The sequence below is a fragment of the Virgibacillus sp. GM2-2 genome (genome assembly GCF_055329585.1).
On sequence record NZ_JBUZWC010000005.1, the window covers coordinates 73,385 to 90,655 of the forward strand.

Annotated in this window: 18 protein-coding genes; all 18 read left to right on the plus strand. The window is 35.2% G+C overall.

Annotated elements, in window-relative coordinates; translation table 11 throughout:
- The first annotated feature begins 55 nt into the window (after positions 1-55).
- The 18 genes from ACY9Z2_RS08020 (at position 56) to ACY9Z2_RS08105 (ending at position 17,270) form a co-directional block, all read left to right on the plus strand.
- A complete protein-coding gene (locus ACY9Z2_RS08020; RefSeq protein WP_463609104.1) occupies positions 56-1,033 on the plus strand; it encodes a YpdA family putative bacillithiol disulfide reductase in 978 nt (325 codons plus the stop codon).
- 31 nt (positions 1,034-1,064) lie between these two features.
- Positions 1,065-2,042, plus strand: coding sequence for an asparaginase (locus ACY9Z2_RS08025; RefSeq protein WP_463609105.1), 978 nt, complete (start codon positions 1,065-1,067; stop codon positions 2,040-2,042).
- 101 nt (positions 2,043-2,143) lie between these two features.
- The gene (prsW, locus tag ACY9Z2_RS08030) at positions 2,144-2,806 is read left to right on the plus strand and encodes a glutamic-type intramembrane protease PrsW (RefSeq protein WP_463609106.1); all 663 of its coding nucleotides are present in this window, start codon (positions 2,144-2,146) and stop codon (positions 2,804-2,806) included.
- A 214-nt stretch (positions 2,807-3,020) separates the two neighbouring features.
- On the plus strand, positions 3,021-3,815 hold the full coding sequence (sleB, locus tag ACY9Z2_RS08035) for a spore cortex-lytic enzyme (protein WP_463609107.1): 795 nt from the start codon (positions 3,021-3,023) through the stop codon (positions 3,813-3,815).
- Between the two features lie 15 nt (positions 3,816-3,830).
- Entirely contained in the window at positions 3,831-5,174 is a 1,344-nt protein-coding gene (ypeB, locus tag ACY9Z2_RS08040) for a germination protein YpeB (protein WP_463609108.1), read from the plus strand.
- A gap of 85 nt (positions 5,175-5,259) precedes the next feature.
- Positions 5,260-5,916 (plus strand): flagellar brake protein, encoded by a 657-nt coding sequence (locus tag ACY9Z2_RS08045; RefSeq protein ID WP_463609109.1) that lies wholly within the window; start codon positions 5,260-5,262, stop codon positions 5,914-5,916.
- A gap of 99 nt (positions 5,917-6,015) precedes the next feature.
- Positions 6,016-6,699 (plus strand): (d)CMP kinase, encoded by a 684-nt coding sequence (gene cmk / locus ACY9Z2_RS08050; RefSeq protein WP_463609253.1) that lies wholly within the window; start codon positions 6,016-6,018, stop codon positions 6,697-6,699.
- A gap of 146 nt (positions 6,700-6,845) precedes the next feature.
- The gene (gene rpsA, locus ACY9Z2_RS08055) at positions 6,846-7,976 is read left to right on the plus strand and encodes a 30S ribosomal protein S1 (protein ID WP_463609110.1); all 1,131 of its coding nucleotides are present in this window, start codon (positions 6,846-6,848) and stop codon (positions 7,974-7,976) included.
- Between the two features lie 968 nt (positions 7,977-8,944).
- Positions 8,945-9,553, plus strand: coding sequence for a YphA family membrane protein (locus ACY9Z2_RS08060; RefSeq protein WP_463609111.1), 609 nt, complete (start codon positions 8,945-8,947; stop codon positions 9,551-9,553).
- A 105-nt stretch (positions 9,554-9,658) separates the two neighbouring features.
- Positions 9,659-10,969, plus strand: a complete 1,311-nt coding sequence (gene der / locus ACY9Z2_RS08065) for a ribosome biogenesis GTPase Der (protein ID WP_463609112.1) — start codon at positions 9,659-9,661, stop codon at positions 10,967-10,969.
- Positions 10,970-10,983: 14 nt separating this feature from the next.
- Positions 10,984-12,021 carry an NAD(P)H-dependent glycerol-3-phosphate dehydrogenase gene (locus ACY9Z2_RS08070; RefSeq protein ID WP_463609113.1) on the plus strand — a complete coding sequence of 346 codons (1,038 nt, stop codon included), beginning with the start codon at positions 10,984-10,986 and terminating at the stop codon, positions 12,019-12,021.
- Between the two features lie 60 nt (positions 12,022-12,081).
- Entirely contained in the window at positions 12,082-12,342 is a 261-nt protein-coding gene (locus ACY9Z2_RS08075; RefSeq protein ID WP_463609114.1) for a stage VI sporulation protein F, read from the plus strand.
- Positions 12,343-12,587: 245 nt separating this feature from the next.
- Positions 12,588-12,785, plus strand: coding sequence for a DUF2768 domain-containing protein (locus ACY9Z2_RS08080; RefSeq protein WP_463609115.1), 198 nt, complete (start codon positions 12,588-12,590; stop codon positions 12,783-12,785).
- 18 nt (positions 12,786-12,803) lie between these two features.
- A complete protein-coding gene (locus ACY9Z2_RS08085; RefSeq protein ID WP_463609116.1) occupies positions 12,804-13,532 on the plus strand; it encodes a YphF family lipoprotein in 729 nt (242 codons plus the stop codon).
- Between the two features lie 202 nt (positions 13,533-13,734).
- Positions 13,735-15,213, plus strand: coding sequence for a stage IV sporulation protein A (gene spoIVA, locus ACY9Z2_RS08090; protein ID WP_463609117.1), 1,479 nt, complete (start codon positions 13,735-13,737; stop codon positions 15,211-15,213).
- A gap of 578 nt (positions 15,214-15,791) precedes the next feature.
- The gene (locus ACY9Z2_RS08095; RefSeq protein WP_404452853.1) at positions 15,792-16,064 is read left to right on the plus strand and encodes an HU family DNA-binding protein; all 273 of its coding nucleotides are present in this window, start codon (positions 15,792-15,794) and stop codon (positions 16,062-16,064) included.
- A gap of 116 nt (positions 16,065-16,180) precedes the next feature.
- A complete protein-coding gene (gene mtrB, locus ACY9Z2_RS08100) occupies positions 16,181-16,399 on the plus strand; it encodes a trp RNA-binding attenuation protein MtrB (RefSeq protein ID WP_463609118.1) in 219 nt (72 codons plus the stop codon).
- Between the two features lie 88 nt (positions 16,400-16,487).
- Positions 16,488-17,270 (plus strand): heptaprenyl diphosphate synthase component 1, encoded by a 783-nt coding sequence (locus tag ACY9Z2_RS08105; RefSeq protein ID WP_463609119.1) that lies wholly within the window; start codon positions 16,488-16,490, stop codon positions 17,268-17,270.
- Position 17,271 lies beyond the last annotated feature (1 nt).

Here is a 17,271-nt window from a genome sequence, read left to right on the forward strand (position 1 = left end):
CGCAATGACGCTTATGCTAAGTATTAATGTATTGCTATAAAGGAAGTGTATTACGGTGCAAAAGGAACATACCATTATTATAGGTGCGGGTCCATGTGGCATGTCTTGTGCAATTGAATTACAAGATCGTGGAATCAATCCATTAATAATTGAAAAAGAAAATATTGTAAATACCATATATAATTTTCCAACGCATCAGATGTTTTTTAGTTCAAGTGAAAAACTTGAAATTGGTGATGTAGCTTTTATTACAGAAAAACAAAAACCAGTACGTAATCAGGCATTGGCCTATTATCGCTCAGTTGCAGACCGAAAAAATTTACGTATCAACACGTTTGAGAAGGTTGTGAACGTTAAAAGGGTAAATAATATATTTTCTGTATTCAGTTGTACAACTACCGGAGAGAGTAAAGAATATAGAGCAGAAAATGTTATTATCGCTACTGGATATTATGATCAGCCAAATTATATGGGGATAACTGGTGAGAATTTACCTAAGGTTATGCATTATTTTAAAGAAGCACATCCTTACTTTAATAAAAATGTGCTCGTTATAGGTGGGAAAAATTCTGCAGTTGACGCTACGTTAGAATTGTATAAGGCAGGGGCTAATGTTACGGTTTTATATCGAGGTGAAACGTATTCAAAAAGCGTAAAACCTTGGATATTACCAGAATTTGATGCATTAGTGCAAAAAAATAAAGTAAAGATGGAATTTAACGCTACTGTTTGTGAAATTACGGATGAAAAAGTACATTATGAAGTAAATGGGGAAAAAAAAGCTACACCAAATGATTTCGTTTTTGCGATGACTGGGTATCGACCAGATCATGAATTTTTAAAGCAAATCGGAGTTGAAATTGATTCAAAAAGCGGCCGACCAAATTTTAATCAAAAGAACCTCGAAACAAATGTTTCTGGTATATTTGTAGCAGGCGTTATAGCAGCAGGGTATAATAACAACGAAATTTTTATTGAAAACGGAAGACATCATGGAAAAATGATAGCAAATTATATAACCAAGAATCTTTAATAGGGTATGGGTGAGAAGAGGGTGAAATTACATGAAAAAAGTAGTAGTGCTATCTACAGGAGGAACTATCGCAAGTAAAAAAAACATGCATTCCGGTTTACTGGAATCAGGTGTAATATCAGGGGACGAATTACTGCTTTTATGTGATATTCCAAATGATTTTGGCATTGATATTGAAGTAGAATCCGTATTTCAGAAAGCGAGTATGCATATCACATATAATGATTTGCTGCTTTTAAAAGAACGGATTGACTACCATTTAGATAAACGTGAAGTTGATGGTGTAGTTATTACTCACGGTACGGATACATTAGAGGAAACGTCCTATTTTTTAAACTTAGTTACAAATCAAGAAAAACCCATTGTGGTGACGGGATCACAGCGGTCTCCAGATGAAATTGGTACAGATTCATTTGTTAACATTAAACACTCGATCCTTGCTGCTTGTAGTAGTGACCTAATTGATGTTGGGGTCGTTGTTGTGTTCAATGAACGGATTTTTCATTCAAAATATGTTAAAAAAGAACATGCCTCCAACATACAAGGATTTAACTCGTTTGGGTTTGGTTATTTAGGAATTATTGATAATGGATATGTTCATGTCCATCAAAAACCGATCAATAACGAATATTTTGAATTAAAAAAAGCATTACCAGAAGTAGACATTATAAAATGTTATATGGATGCAGATGAGAAATATGTTCGAACTGCACGGGAATCGAATGTTGCAGGACTTATATTAGAAGGTGTTGGGCGTGGACAAATATCACCAAAAATGGTGGATGAGATTAAGCGATGTGTAGAAAAAGGGATCAAGGTGGTTATTACAACTTCCGCAGAAGAGGGGGAGGTTTACACTACTTATGATTACCTAGGCAGTGCTTATGACTTATATAAAAGTGGAGTTATATTAGGAAGAGACTACGATAGTAAAAAAGCTAGGATTAAACTAATGGTTGGATTAGCTAGTGATTTTTCAAAGATTGAACAAATATTTGACCCTTCATAAAATAGAAGGGTTTCCCCCTATTCCTAGTGGTTTTATTTGCATTTTCAATAGTGATAGTTAATGTTATTATTGAAATAACATAACTGGAATGAGGTTAAAATATGCTTGCTTTACTATCGGCTGGTATTGCGCCTGCGTTTGCTTTAATGTCTTTTTTTTACTTAAAAGATCGCTTCACTGAACCATTACATTTAATACTTCGTAATGTCATATATGGTGCAATTTTGGTATTTCCTATCATGTTTATGCAATACGCACTGCAAGCAGAGGGGATTGGAAATGGTGATTTTATCCAATCATTTTTTACAATTGCTTTGATGGAAGAATTTTTTAAATGGTTTATTTTTGTTTATACAATTTACCATCATACCGCTTTTGATGCGCATTACGATGGTATAGTGTATGCTGTAGCAATAAGTTTAGGGTTTGCAACAGTGGAAAACTTTTTGTACTTATTCTCAAACGGAATCGAATACGCATTTTCTAGAGCAATATTCCCAGTATCTTCCCATGCATTATTTGGGGTAATCATGGGTTATTATCTAGGTAAGGCTAAAATGGGATCATTGCATAAAAAAAAGAACCTCGCTCTAGCATTGATAATTCCTTTTCTCTTACATGGAACATATAATTATATTTTAAAGAAAGTAGCAAGTGATTGGTTAATTCTATTAGTTCCGTTTATGATTTTTTTATGGTTTGTAGCCCTTCGAAGGGTGAAAATGGCAATTAATACCGATAAAGTAACAACTAAAAATACATAGCCCATTAAAATCCTTTGTACATTTTATTTTGTACAAAGGATTTTTTTATGAAAATATAATTATAAGTTTTCATCACTAAAGAATGGCGAAAAGCAAAGTTTCTTAATGCAAAAGTTATTTATATCTATATAAGATTTATAAATTAATGTATAAAAAGAGAACATTTTCGAAAAATAGAGTTATGAAGTTCATAAGCTGTCAGGAGGAAAAATCAATGCTGCGAAAAATAGGGCTCATAGTTTTGAGTACATTTTGTATAACGTTTCTAGTACAAACATTTCATTCGAATGATACGACTTATGCATTTACTGATCAGGTAATTCAGCATGGGGCAGTTGGTGAAAATGTTATTGAGCTACAGTCAAGATTAAAATATATTGGCTTTTATAATGGTGAAATTGACGGTGTATTTGGGTGGGGCACGTATTGGGCCTTACGAAACTTTCAATATGAATTTGGACTTGAAGTAGATGGACTGGCTGGTTTGGAAACTAGGCAAAAACTTGTGAGTGTAACAGAATACGATTACACCGGGAATTCAACAAACAATCAGTCGCCGAATACAAACAATACAAACAACACGAACAATACAAATAACGCGAACAATGGTAATCCAGCACCAGCTCCAACTGCAATGAATGTTCCTGAAGGTTACTCTCAAAATGATATACAGCTAATGGCAAATGCTGTATACGGAGAAGCGAGGGGAGAACCATACGTTGGACAAGTGGCAGTAGCTGCGGTTATTTTAAATCGCATTGAGAGTCCAACATTTCCTAATACTGCTGCTGGAGTTATTTTTGAGCCAAGGGCTTTTACAGCGGTGGCAGATGGGCAGATCTGGTTAACCCCAGACGATACAGCGAAACAAGCAGTAATAGATGCGATTAACGGTTGGGATCCATCGGGAGGCGCTTTGTATTACTTTAATCCTAATACTGCAACTTCAGATTGGATATGGTCACGACCACAGATCAAGCAGATTGGAAAGCATATATTTTGTAAATAGAAAGGTGTGATCACTTTGGTTCGTTGGATATTGATAACAGTTCTAGCAATTGGAATCGTCGGAGTAGGGGTATGGGGCTATCAAGAGCACCAGGAAAAAAATGCAATTTTAGTTCAAGCAGAAAATAACTATCAACGTGCATTTCACGAGTTAACTTATCATATTGATTTACTCCATAACAAAATAGGAACGTCTCTAGCGATGAATTCGTCAAACAGTTTATCGCCACAATTAATAGAAATTTGGAGGATAACATCACAGGCTTTATCCGATGTAGGTCAGCTTCCACTAGCATTGATCCCATTCAACAAAACAGAGGAATTTCTTTCGAATATAGGCGATTTTACGTATAAAACAGCAGTAAGAGATTTAACAACAGAGCCTCTTTCAAAGGAAGAAACTGAAAGATTGAATAAACTATACCAACAATCTGGTGATATAAAAAGTGAATTACGTAAAGTACAGCATATGGTTTTAGAAAATAATTTACGTTGGATGGATGTTCAACTTGCGTTAGCTACTCCAAATGAGCAATCTGATAATACGATAATTGATGGATTTAGAACTGTTGAGAAGCAAGTTGAAGGGTATACTGAAAGTAAATTAAATGGTGCACTCATTGGCACCTCAAATAAAGAGCATAATTATCAATCGTTATCTGGTAATAAAATTAGTAAAGAAGCTGCATTAAAGAAAAGTAGAAAATTATTTAATGTTCCGGAAGATGCGAAGTTAACGATAACAGAAACGGGTAAAGGTGCAGATATACCAATGTACAGTATTTCTTACCGTGGGGATGACAAAAACGCCTATATGGATATGACTGTTCAAGGTGGACATCCTATTTCATTACTTGTTAACCGACCAATCAAACAAAATAAAATTAGTTTGAACCAAGCGCTTGAGAAAGCAAAGGCATATATTAATGAGCTAGGGTTCGAAGATATGGTTACGTTTCAGAGTGCTGAATATAACAATATAGGAGTATTTTCATTCCTTTACAACGATAATGGAGTCCGTGTATACTCTGATGCTATTGAAGTAAAAGTGGCTTTAGATAATGGAGATATATTAGGTTTGACTAGCAGAAACTATTTCATGAACCATAAGAAACGAGAAATTCCTAACCCAGAAGTAACAATTGAAGAAGCTAAAAAACAAGTCAATCCTGAAGTGCAGATTAATGAAGAAAACATGGCAATAATCGATAATTCGGTTGGGGAGGAAGTTCTAACCTATGAATTTTTAGGTGTTCTCAATAATGAGACATACCGGATATTTATTAATGCAATGGACGGAACGGAAGAAAAAGTTGAAAAACTTGATGGTACAGAAGTTAATTTAGATTTAGTTTTATAGGGAAAGAATTTTTCTTTCCCTTTTTTGAGTTTTCTGTAATAATAGGTATATAGTAATAAAATAATATTGAAGGTGGGGGTATGTGATGGAAATAGGAACGTTGCTTACGCTTTCTGTAAAAAATCCTGAGACGAATAGTAATACCACATATCGCTGTAAAATTATAGAAAAAAATGAACATTATCTATTTATTGATTATCCTATAAATGAAAATACAAATCGAACTTCTATTTTACCAAAAGGAACAATTATTCAAACCTCATACATCGGGCAAAATCAATCAGTATTTTCTTTTAAATCAAAAATAGTAGCTAAGGTAAATGTAACAATTCCAGCTTTGGCAATCACCATTCCAAAAAAGGAAGATGTTCAAAAAATTCAGCGTCGAGCATATGTCAGGATCGAAACCACTGTTGATGTTTCTGTACAATTAAAGGAAAATCCAGCGGTATCTTTTGCGACAGTTACAACAGATATTAGTGGAGGAGGTATGTCGATCATTATACCAGCAAATCAAACGTTAAATGAAAATGATTTGATAGATGTTTGGTTGGTATTACATATGCAAAATGGTAAATTCCATTATATTAATAATCACTCTAAAGTAGTTAGGGTAATTACAAATAGTGACATACATAAAGCTTCTATTAAATTTGAGACAATCTCTAAACAGGATCAACAGTTGGTTATTCAATATTGCTTCGAAAAACAAAGGGAACTGAGAACGAAAGAGCTACAATAAACTAACTTGGCTTGGCATTTGCCAAGTTTTTTTAGTAAACTAGAATAGGAAGATAAATTTATAACTTTTCTTGAATGATGAGAGGATTGGATGGAAGTAATGACGGAACGAAGTAAAATAGCAATTGCAATTGATGGACCAGCTGCGGCAGGAAAGAGTACTGTAGCAAAGATAGTCGCGAACAAACTTTCTTATATTTATATCGATACAGGCGCGATGTACCGCGCGTTAACTTTTAAAGCTCTAAAGCTACAAATATCCTTGGAAAATGAGGATGAATTGGCAAAATTACTAACAGAAACTAAAATAGAGCTGTTTCAATCGAATGATGGACAAAAAGTATATTTGGATGATCAAGATGTTACGTTGGACATCCGCTCGTTACAAGTAACAAATAACGTTTCCTATGTCGCGAAACACCCTAGCGTGAGAGTAGAAATGGTTAAACGCCAACAACTTCTTGCGGAAAAACGTGGGGTAGTAATGGATGGAAGAGATATTGGCACACATGTAATTCCAGATGCAGAAGTGAAAATCTTTTTGCATGCTACGGTTGAAGAACGTGCAAAACGTCGACATGAAGAAAATATTCAAAAAGGTTTTTCATCCAACTTAGAAGAGTTGAAAAAAGAAATTGAACAACGCGATTTAATTGATACAAAGCGCGAATCTGCACCATTGATTAAGGCAGATGATGCCATTGAAATCGACACAACATCTTTAACGATAAATGATGTATCCGCACTTATTTTAAAAGAAGCTCAACTTGTTTTGGAAAGTTAGAATCTTTTCTATAACGCGTTAGAAAAATAGGTATAAATCATCAATTATAGACAACATCACTTGACAAATAATTATAAATATTAGAAGTTATACAAAAGAATGTTTATACATATAGACTTTTTTATGTATTTTAAGGAGGATTTCAGATGAGTGAATCAGGCAATGAAATGATGGAAATTAATGTTGGCGATACAATTACAGGAACTGTTGTGAAAGTTGAAGATAAACAAGTTCTTGTTGATATTGGCTATAAAACAGAGGGGATCGTGCCGATCGGAGAACTGTCAAACCTGCACATAGAAATTCCTGGAGATGTTGTTGCTGAAGGTGACAAACTAACTTTAATGGTGAAAAAAGTAGAAGATGATGAGGTTATTCTCTCTAAGAAGGCAGTTGATTCAGATAAATCATGGATCGATCTCGAAGAAAAATATAAGAATGAAGAAGTTTTTGAAACGGAAATAAAAGATGTTGTAAAAGGTGGCTTAGTCGTGGATGTTGGGCTTCGAGGTTTTATCCCGGCGTCACTTGTAGAAACATATTATGTTGAAGATTTCTCAGATTACAAAAATAAAACAATTCGTGTGAAAATAGTTGATTTGGATCGGGAACAGAATCGTGTAATTTTATCTCACCGTGCAGTAACAGAGGAAGAAGAAGTTGCTAAAAAGCAAGACATTCTTCAATCATTAGAGGAAGGTCAAATCTTAGATGGAACTGTACAGCGTATGACAAACTTCGGTGTATTTGTCGATATTGGTGGAATAGATGGACTAGTCCATATTTCGCAGTTGTCGCATAATCATGTTGAAAAAGCTTCTGATGTTGTATCCGAAGGTCAAGTAATAAAGGTGGAAGTCCTTTCGGTAGATCGCGACAACGAACGTATTTCCCTTTCGCATAAAAAAACACTTGCAGGTCCTTGGACTGATATTGAATCAAAAGTATCAAGGGGAACTATTTTAGAAGGAACAGTTAAACGTTTAGTTAATTTCGGTGCTTTTGTTGAGGTTCTTCCAGGTGTAGAAGGTTTGGTTCACATTTCCCAAATAGCTAACCGCCATATTGGAACTCCTCAAGAAGTATTAGAAGTTGGTCAAAAAGTAGATGTAAAGGTTTTAGATGTTAATGAAAAAGAGCAGCGTATGTCTTTAAGTATAAAGGAAATTGAACAAGAGCAAGAAGCTGCTGAATACAAAAAGTATGAAAAAGATGATGACCAGTCAAGCTTTCAATTAGGTGATATGATCGGTGATAAGCTCGATAAATATAAATAAACTATCTCTAATAAAAGCGCAATCCAATCGGGTTGCGTTTTTTGTGTAGTCTATTTCCTAAAGGGTTGTTGCTTTGTCGCAACTTCCGTAAAGTTCGAACTAGTAGACGGAAGATAACTACCGTTTCGGAAAAACATTACGCTTTCCGCGGGCAACGCCTGAGCCTCCTCGGAAGAAAACCACTTCCTGTGGGGTCTTCAGCTGTTGCTCGTCGTGTTGCAAGTGATTTCGGAGATGCTTCACTCCTCGCATAAAAACATTGCTTTTCCCGCAGGAGTCTTCATGTTTTTCCTTCGCTGGAATTGCACCTCATTATTCTTGCTTCATTTGTTAAAAAACATGAGTTACACGCTATTGTGGCAGTTGATTGGAGCGGAGGGCAGTCGACTCCTGCGGGATTAATAGGCATAGGTGAGACCCCACAGTGCGAAGCACGAGGAGGCTCACCAGCCGCCCGCGGAAAGCGACTGCCCGCAGCGGAAATCAACGTTTCTGTTACCATAGACTTAAATTTTTAACTAGTTCGCAATTTCCTTCAACTGTAAACTAACTTAATGAGCCTGCTTGGTATCGGACTGAGGATGCCCTATTTACCATTTTTGCCTTTATTTTGAGGGTTAATGGACACACGATGTCTTATTAAGCTAAAAAACATGATTTTCAACTGTTTTTACCCAAATAAGGAATCCTGAGTCCGATAACAACCGCATTTACCCTTTTTTTACTCAAATAAAGGATCGTGTGTCCGCAAGCTGACATCCTGCACGCAATCTTTCCAGTACCCTCAAAAATGTTCCTTCACTAGCCTTGCCCGCAGTGGAAATCAACGTTGCTGTTACCATAAATTTAAATTTTCACTAGTTCGCAGTTTACTTCAACTAAGAAGGTTAAGGAGCAACAAAATATACGAATAGGTCTTTTGTTTAAAACGCTAATAATTTTGTCATACTTAGTAATAGGTGATGACTATGACAAGCGGATTACTATTTTATTGGTTAAGTTGGTTATTGTGGATATATGTAACCTTCATTATGAAAAAAGAAAAGAGACGTACGCTGTACGCTTTATGGATTTTACTTATTTTGACGAGCTCACCAATAAGTTTAACTCTTTTAGGCTACAAGCTCTCACTCTCTTTTTTACTATTAATATTTGGTTCCATTGTGATGCTCGGACAGACGAGGCGCATATTTTTCAACCTATTTTCTTCGTTAACCATTATGGTACTTTATTTATCAATTAAAGTATGGGAGACTAACCTACCCATATGGATGATTCTTTCCCAAACAATTATTATACCTTTTCTAATAGTTTTTGTTGTATTAATGATAACACCGGGATTTTATACTCGATTATCAGTGACAATCCTTGGTTTATGCAGTGCTGAGTTATTATATAGTTTCATATTGTCCAGTTACACAATTCAAGAACAAATTGGTGGATATAGGTTTTTTGATTGTATCTTACTTATTTTATTTATCTTTATAGGAATAGAAGTAGTACATATGTGTAGAGTAAAGGTTCGTTCTATACTCCATTCTTATAAAAAATCGCTCCAAGTGTTAACAGAAAAGTAATCTCTTATGAAAACAATTGTTAATATCACGTTCTTTTGCTAGAATGAATAAAGTTATTACAAGTAATGTACGCAAATTTGGTATAAGAGAAAGGATGTTCCTTTCATGAGGAAATCTGTAGTTGCAATTGTTGGTAGACCGAATGTGGGTAAATCAACTATTTTTAATAGATTAGTCGGTGAACGTATTTCAATCGTTGAAGATATACCTGGTGTGACGAGAGACCGGATTTATGCCGAGGGAGAGTGGTTAGCGTCCACCTTTAATGTTATTGATACTGGCGGAATAGAAATTGGTGATGAACCTTTACTAGTTCAAATGCGTCATCAAGCAGAAGTTGCTATCGACGAAGCAGATGTTATTATTTTTCTCGTAAATGGTAAAGAGGGAATAACCGCAGCTGACGAAGAAGTTGCTAAGATTCTATATAAATCAAACAAACCAATTGTTCTAGGTGTTAATAAGATTGATAATCCTGAGTTACGTGAAAAAATTTACGAATTTTATTCACTTGGATTTGGGGAGCCTTATCCAATCTCTGGTGCTCATGGCCTCGGTTTAGGGGATTTATTAGATGAAGTAGTTGGACACTTTCCTGAACGTGAAACAATGGTAGCTGATGAAGATACCATCTATTTTAGTTTGATCGGCCGACCAAACGTAGGTAAATCATCTTTAGTGAATGCGTTATTAAATGAAGATCGTGTTATCGTAAGTGAAATCGAAGGTACAACTCGTGATGCAATCGACACGCAACTACATAAAGATGATCAAGATTTTGTCATTATTGATACAGCTGGTATGCGAAAACGAGGGAAAGTGTATGAATCAACAGAAAAATATAGTGTATTACGTGCACTGAAGGCTATTGAACGTTCCGATGTAGTATTAGTATTAATTGATGCGGAAACAGGTATACGCGAACAAGATAAAAAGATTGCTGGATATGCGCATGAGGCAGGAAGAGCAATTATTATTGTCGTTAATAAATGGGATACAATTGAATCGGATGAAAAAGCAATCCGAGATTTTGAAGAAAAGATACGTGCGCATTTTCTGTTTCTAGATTATGCTCCTATTGTATTTTTATCTGCAAAAACAAAAAAACGATTGCATACGTTAATACCTGCCATTAAATTGGCTAGTGAGAATCACTCAAAACGTATTCCGACTAATGTTTTAAATGATGTAATAATGGATGCACTTGCTATGAATCCTACACCAACGTTAAAAGGAAAAAGGCTTAAGGTTCTGTATGCAACACAAGTTGCCGTAAAGCCACCAAGCTTTGTTATATTTGTGAATGAACCAGAACTTATGCATTTTTCTTACCAACGCTTTTTGGAGAATAAAATTAGAGAAGCATTCGGTTTTGTAGGAACTCCAATTAAGATATTTGCAAGAAGAAGACAGTAAAGGAGTGGCTTATATTGACAAAAGTTGCAGTATTAGGAGCTGGAAGTTGGGGAACAGCGTTAAGTATCGTATTGGCCGATAATGGTCATGATGTACGCTTATGGACGCACCGTAAGGAACAAGCTGATTTAATCAACTCTACGCATAAGAATGAAAAATATTTAGAGATTATGATACCAAAACAAATTAAAGCATATGAAAACTTAGCTGATGCTGTCGATGACGTCTCAGCAGTAGTAGTTGTAGTTCCTTCAAAAGCAGTTCGCGAGGTATGTTCTAAATTAGATAAATACGTTTCTAAAGACACCACTATTGTCCATGCTTCTAAAGGTATTGAACCAGAATCACTGAAGCGAATTTCGGAAATGATTGATGAAGAAATGACGAATTATTATTATGAGGACATTGTAGTTTTATCTGGACCAAGTCATGCTGAAGAAGTTGCTAAACGTCAACCCACGACAGTCACCGTATCTTCATTAAATGAAAGCAAAGCAGAAATTGTACAAGATTTATTTATAAATGAAGCATTCCGAGTATACACAAGCCCTGATGTATTAGGTGTTGAGTTAGGTGGAGCGCTTAAAAATATAATTGCTCTTGGAGCGGGAATCTCTGATGGATTAGGATATGGTGATAATGCAAAGGCAGCATTAATAACACGTGGATTAGCTGAAATTGCAAGACTAGGGACTTCTCTAGGGGCAAATCCGTTAACATTCCTCGGCTTACCTGGTGTTGGTGACTTAATCGTTACATGTACAAGTGTACACAGCAGAAACTGGCGTGCAGGTAATTTACTAGGTAAAGGACGAAAACTAGATGAGGTTCTAGATCAAATGGGGATGGTAGTTGAAGGTGTTCGCACAACGAAAGCTGCACATCAATTTGCTGAAAAACAACAAATAGAGATGCCAATCACCAATGGTATTTATGACATTCTGTTTGAGGGAGAAAAACCTAAGACCGTTGTTGATCAATTAATGAATCGAACAAAACGGGAAGAAATGGACGATTTAGCCAATTTATTAAGCAAGCAGTACTCGTCATAGCACGCAAGCCTTTTTCCTTGCATATAATGTGTTGAATAAACATTGCAAGGAGGAAAGTTCGTGAGTGGTTTTAAAGATAATCTTTTCAATAATATAGAGAAAAAGTCCAGTATTAAACAGGATGACATTTATAAAGTTGCTGATTCTGTTAAGCATGCTAATTTTTCGGACGAAAAAACTGTAAGAAATCTTGTTAGACAATTAGCACGGATGGCAAATAAGCCAATATCGAAGGAAAAAGAGGATAAAATTGTACAATCTATAACAAGTAATAAAATGCCGATGGATATGCAATCGTTAAATAAACTTTTCAAAAAATAAAGATTCATGGGCAAGTGATGATGCGAATAGCTATATATTCGCATAAAATAAATCGCACAAGCATTCATGGATAAAGTTGCTGAGGATATTATTTAGTCAGACTGAGTTGGAGTTCGCCCTCTCCTTCTCGGTCATTTCATTGTATAGCTATGTAATTGAAATCTTAATTTGGTCACAAAATAACGGCATTTTGTATGTTATAATACTGTTGGTAATAAACAACCGTAGTAGTAGGAGGAAATAATATGTCTAATTCCATGCTCAAAATGTACATATCTTTTGTCGGTATGGGACTATTGATTTTAGCTATTGGTCTTATTTTACTTAGTAGGTACAAGCTTAAGGGTTGGTTGGCTGGAATTGTGGCCACAATTGCTTATATAAGTTTAATTTTAGGAAGTATTATTATTTTTTACATTGTTTTAAGTGGGCCAACAGGGTAAGTTGTAGGAGGATTTATCATGAACTATACATATATACGTGTGATAGGCACTGTAATCCTGTTATCTCTCCTTAGTGGTTGTCTTTATCCGCAAGGTGAATTAGCAAAAAATCAAGTGCCTAACGAAATCCAATTAGAAACGGTGCAGTCTGCAGTAGATACGTACCGTGAAAAAACAGGTGGATTGGTACCGATAAAAACAAAAGACCAAAATACGCCTATATTTCGAAAATATTTAATTGATTTTAGTGCATTAAAAGAAAAAGGTATTTTGGCCGAAATACCAGGTACTGCTTATGAAAATGGGGGCGTTTATCAATATGCACTATTAACACCGGAGGATAACCCGCGTGTTAAACTAATTGATCTTCGGATATCTGACGTTATACGTGAAGTTGCTTTACAGGTTCGGATATATCGAAACGAAAATTTATACCCACCATTCGGGCAGCCTATTACAAATGAACTTTATCAAATAGATTATGATAAACTTGGATATGAGAACGAACCATATGTTGTCAGTCCATATTCGCAAAAAAATCTCCAAATCATTATGGATACTGAAGGTAAACTATACGTAGACTATCGTCCAGATTTGTACGAAGCACTAAATAAGTATGATCACTCCTATAAAACAGGGGATGATATTCGATATATTCTAGCTGAAAACACACCATTTTTACCTGCCTATTCTTATCCAACTACAATTAAAGACGGAGAACCAGTTTATATTTCAGAAAAAAAATAAATCATATTTAACCCCTTGTAGCATAAAGTGTTACAAGGGGTTATTTTTAATTAATAGAAACTAGTTTCTTATTGACACAACATACATAATTTATTTTTATGATTTAAGTCATATTTTGATAGGACAACATCATAGACTTGTAATGTCAATTATACGTATGTTGTTCATGATTAATTGGTTAAGGAAATTGGGAGGGGATCGTTTGGAAAAAGTTGATATCTTTAAAGATATTTCGAAACGGACAAACGGAGATATTTATTTAGGAGTCGTAGGAGCGGTTAGAACGGGTAAATCATCGTTCATTAAGAAATTTATGGAGTTGGTTGTACTACCAAGCATCCAAGAAGAAAATGACCGTGCACGAGCACAGGATGAATTGCCACAAAGTGCAGCTGGCAAAACAATCATGACTACAGAGCCTAAATTTATTCCGAATCAGGCAGTAAGCATCGAGGTGGACGAAGGTCTTGACGTAAATGTTAGACTAGTGGACTGTGTAGGATATGCGGTTAATAGCGCAAAGGGATATGAAGATGAAGACGGTCCAAGAATGATCCACACTCCATGGTATGAAGATCCAATACCATTTCATGATGCTGCAGAGATCGGAACGAGAAAAGTAATTCAAGAACATTCTACAATCGGCGTGGTTGTTACTACGGATGGTACAATTGGAGAGATACCACGAAATGATTTTGTAGATGCAGAGGCAAGAGTTGTAGATGAATTAAAAGAAGTTGGAAAACCATTTATTATGGTTATAAATTCATTGAGACCAACTAGTCAAGAAACAGAACTATTACGACAAGAACTAATTGACAAGCATGATATTCCTGTATTGGCAGTGAATGTTGAAACGATGACTGAGCATGATGTTAACAATGTTCTACGTGAAGCGTTGTACGAATTCCCAGTCCTAGAGGTAAATGTTAATCTCCCGAGCTGGGTAATGGTACTAAAAGAAAACCACTGGTTACGTGAAAATTATCAAGAAGCAATTCAAGAAACTGTTAAAAGTATCAAGCGACTTCGAGATGTAGATTATATTGTTGGTGATTTTGATCAATATGACTACATTGAAAAGGCAAACTTAGCAGGCATGGAATTAGGAGATGGTGTGGCTGAAATTGACCTACACGCACCGGAATACTTGTATGATCAAGTTTTAAAAGAAATTGTTGGAGAAGAAATCAGAGGTAAAGATCATTTACTTGAATTAATGCAAGATTTCGCCCATGCGAAGCGAGAATACGATCAAGTATCCGGAGCGCTTAAAATGGTAAAACAAACTGGATACGGTATCGCAGCTCCATCCCTTGAGGATATGGAACTAGATGAGCCAGAAATTATTCGTCAAGGTTCAAGATTTGGTGTCAGATTAAAGGCTGTAGCTCCATCCATTCATATGATTAAGGTTGAAGTAGAATCTGAGTTTGCACCAATTATTGGTACAGAAAAGCAAAGCGAGGAACTAGTCAGATATCTCATGCAAGATTTTGAAGAAGATCCATTATCTATATGGGAATCAGATATATTTGGAAGATCACTAAGCTCTATAGTGAGAGAAGGAATTCAAGCAAAAATAGCGTTAATGCCAGAGAATGCACGATATAAATTAAAAGATACGTTAGAGCGGATAATAAACGAAGGTTCAGGTGGACTTATCGCTATTATTCTATAGCAGCGCAATATGGCTGCTATTTTTTTTTGCTTTTTTAATATTTGTCACAAAATCGGTTAACTGTAAATATTTTCCTTATTTAGAATGGTGGGGGAGGAGACTGTTTAGTAGATAGACGACACAGAGCCCCTTGTTATTACTTTGGAAATTACTTTCATCACAGTGTCCAATTTACATCAAATGTGAAGATTCGAGGGACTTAAAGATAAAAACCCGTTTAAAAATAAAAAATTTCTCTTGAACAGCAGGAAAATAATAGTTTATGTCGTATATCTCTTATAAGTAACAAACTTTGTTATTAAGAAGCTTGTTGGCAAAGGCTTTCCAACAACTCATCTAAATTTACATTAATTGGATAAAAACGTCCGATTTATTGTTGAATTTGGGTTAAATAACAAATAAATATCGAGAAATTGCGTACTAATTGTTGAATTTTAAGGCAATCTCGGTTAATATAAGCCTTGTCACACATGAAAATGTTGGCACAAAGTATAATTGATGGCAAATTGGTCAAATAATGAGATAAACATTATTTATTCCAATGTCGAATGAAGAATTATTGGGAGGAGGTGAATGTCATGAATAAAACAGACTTAGTAAATGCGGTTGCTGAAAAAAGCGAACTTTCTAAGAAAGATGCTACAAAAGCTGTAGATGCAGTTTTTGAATCTGTCATGGATTCACTTAAAAGTGGTGAGAAAGTTCAATTAATCGGATTTGGGAATTTTGAAGTACGTGAGCGTTCAGCTCGTAAAGGTCGTAATCCACAAACTGGAGAAGAGATCGAAATTCCTGCAAGTAAAGTACCTGCGTTCAAACCAGGTAAAGCCCTAAAAGAAAGTGTAAAATAATACTTTTACATAGGGTAAAAGGGTGCGTATTTGCGCACCCTTTTTTAATTCCATAGAAAAAGCTAACATGCTTGTAACAATAAATGGTACGATAATAGAGTCAATGGAGGGATAACATGGATAAAAATGATTTTTTCGTAATTAAGGCATTGGAAGATGGCGTGAACGTAATTGGCTTAACACGTGGTTCAGATACAAGATTCCATCATGCGGAGAAATTAGATCGAAATGAAGTGATGATTGCACAATTTACTGAACACACGTCTGCAGTTAAGGTAAGAGGAAAGGCAATAATTCAAACTAGTCACGGCGAGATAATAAACGAAGAAGCGTAAACGTTGCGTTTGAAATGATTGCCTACTTAAAGTGTGCTATAATATCAAATGTGACTAAAGTAAGTATGAAAAGGTTTAGGTGATTATTTTGCCAACATCTAGTGTGGAGCTTAATAGACTCCGATCGTTGATTGAAGCTAAAGTACAACACGATTATTTAGATAGGATCATTCAAAAACCAGCAATCGATGAAATAAAATTAGCTCTACTGTATACGATTATGAGGCAAACAACATTACCAAAGCCTAAAATAGAGCAGTACATTTTATCGACTATGTTTGTTCAAATGGCTTTAGATACCCATGAAATAGTTCCATTGAAAAACGATACTAGTGAAAGTAACGTGCTACAAAAAAAACGTCAACTGAATGTGTTAGCTGGTGATTATTACAGTGGTTTATATTACGCACTACTTTCCGAAACAAATGATTTTACTGTTATACATATTCTTGCAACGGCAATTAAAGATATCAACGAGCATAAAATGAGTCTTTATTATAGTGAATTACATTCTTTTGATGAGTCTATTCATTTATTAACCAAGATTGAGTCACTTTTGATATCTCGAATTTCAATGCATGTTCAAGACTTACAAATCACAGAACTTATTGAAAATATTATTATTATAAATAAGCTTTTACACGAAAAAAAATTATTAGTTGGTAATGATAGCTCTCCGATTTTTGAAAATGTAAAAGAATATGCGACATTAATGAGTCAAGATGATATACAAAATAGTGTGGACCGTGTGATAGAGGACAAACTTCAGTCTATCTATCAATCCATTGCTAATCTTCCGTACAAAAATGAAATAGCACTTATTGTACAAGAAATGCTTAAAAACGAGACCACCATCGTAAAAGAAGGGTGAG

Excerpts from the sequence above, each read along its gene's own strand:
- ACY9Z2_RS08025 (WP_463609105.1), top strand. The coding sequence starts at position 1,065 with ATGAAAAAAGTAGTAGTGCTATCTACAGGAGGAACTATCGCAAGTAAA.
- prsW (WP_463609106.1), top strand. The coding sequence starts at position 2,144 with ATGCTTGCTTTACTATCGGCTGGTATTGCGCCTGCGTTTGCTTTAATG.
- sleB (WP_463609107.1), top strand. The coding sequence starts at position 3,021 with ATGCTGCGAAAAATAGGGCTCATAGTTTTGAGTACATTTTGTATAACG.
- ACY9Z2_RS08045 (WP_463609109.1), top strand. The coding sequence starts at position 5,260 with ATGGAAATAGGAACGTTGCTTACGCTTTCTGTAAAAAATCCTGAGACG.
- cmk (WP_463609253.1), top strand. The coding sequence starts at position 6,016 with ATGACGGAACGAAGTAAAATAGCAATTGCAATTGATGGACCAGCTGCG.
- rpsA (WP_463609110.1), top strand. The coding sequence starts at position 6,846 with ATGAGTGAATCAGGCAATGAAATGATGGAAATTAATGTTGGCGATACA.
- ACY9Z2_RS08060 (WP_463609111.1), top strand. The coding sequence starts at position 8,945 with ATGACAAGCGGATTACTATTTTATTGGTTAAGTTGGTTATTGTGGATA.
- der (WP_463609112.1), top strand. The coding sequence starts at position 9,659 with ATGAGGAAATCTGTAGTTGCAATTGTTGGTAGACCGAATGTGGGTAAA.
- ACY9Z2_RS08080 (WP_463609115.1), top strand. The coding sequence starts at position 12,588 with ATGTCTAATTCCATGCTCAAAATGTACATATCTTTTGTCGGTATGGGA.
- ACY9Z2_RS08085 (WP_463609116.1), top strand. The coding sequence starts at position 12,804 with ATGAACTATACATATATACGTGTGATAGGCACTGTAATCCTGTTATCT.
- ACY9Z2_RS08095 (WP_404452853.1), top strand. The coding sequence starts at position 15,792 with ATGAATAAAACAGACTTAGTAAATGCGGTTGCTGAAAAAAGCGAACTT.
- mtrB (WP_463609118.1), top strand. The coding sequence starts at position 16,181 with ATGGATAAAAATGATTTTTTCGTAATTAAGGCATTGGAAGATGGCGTG.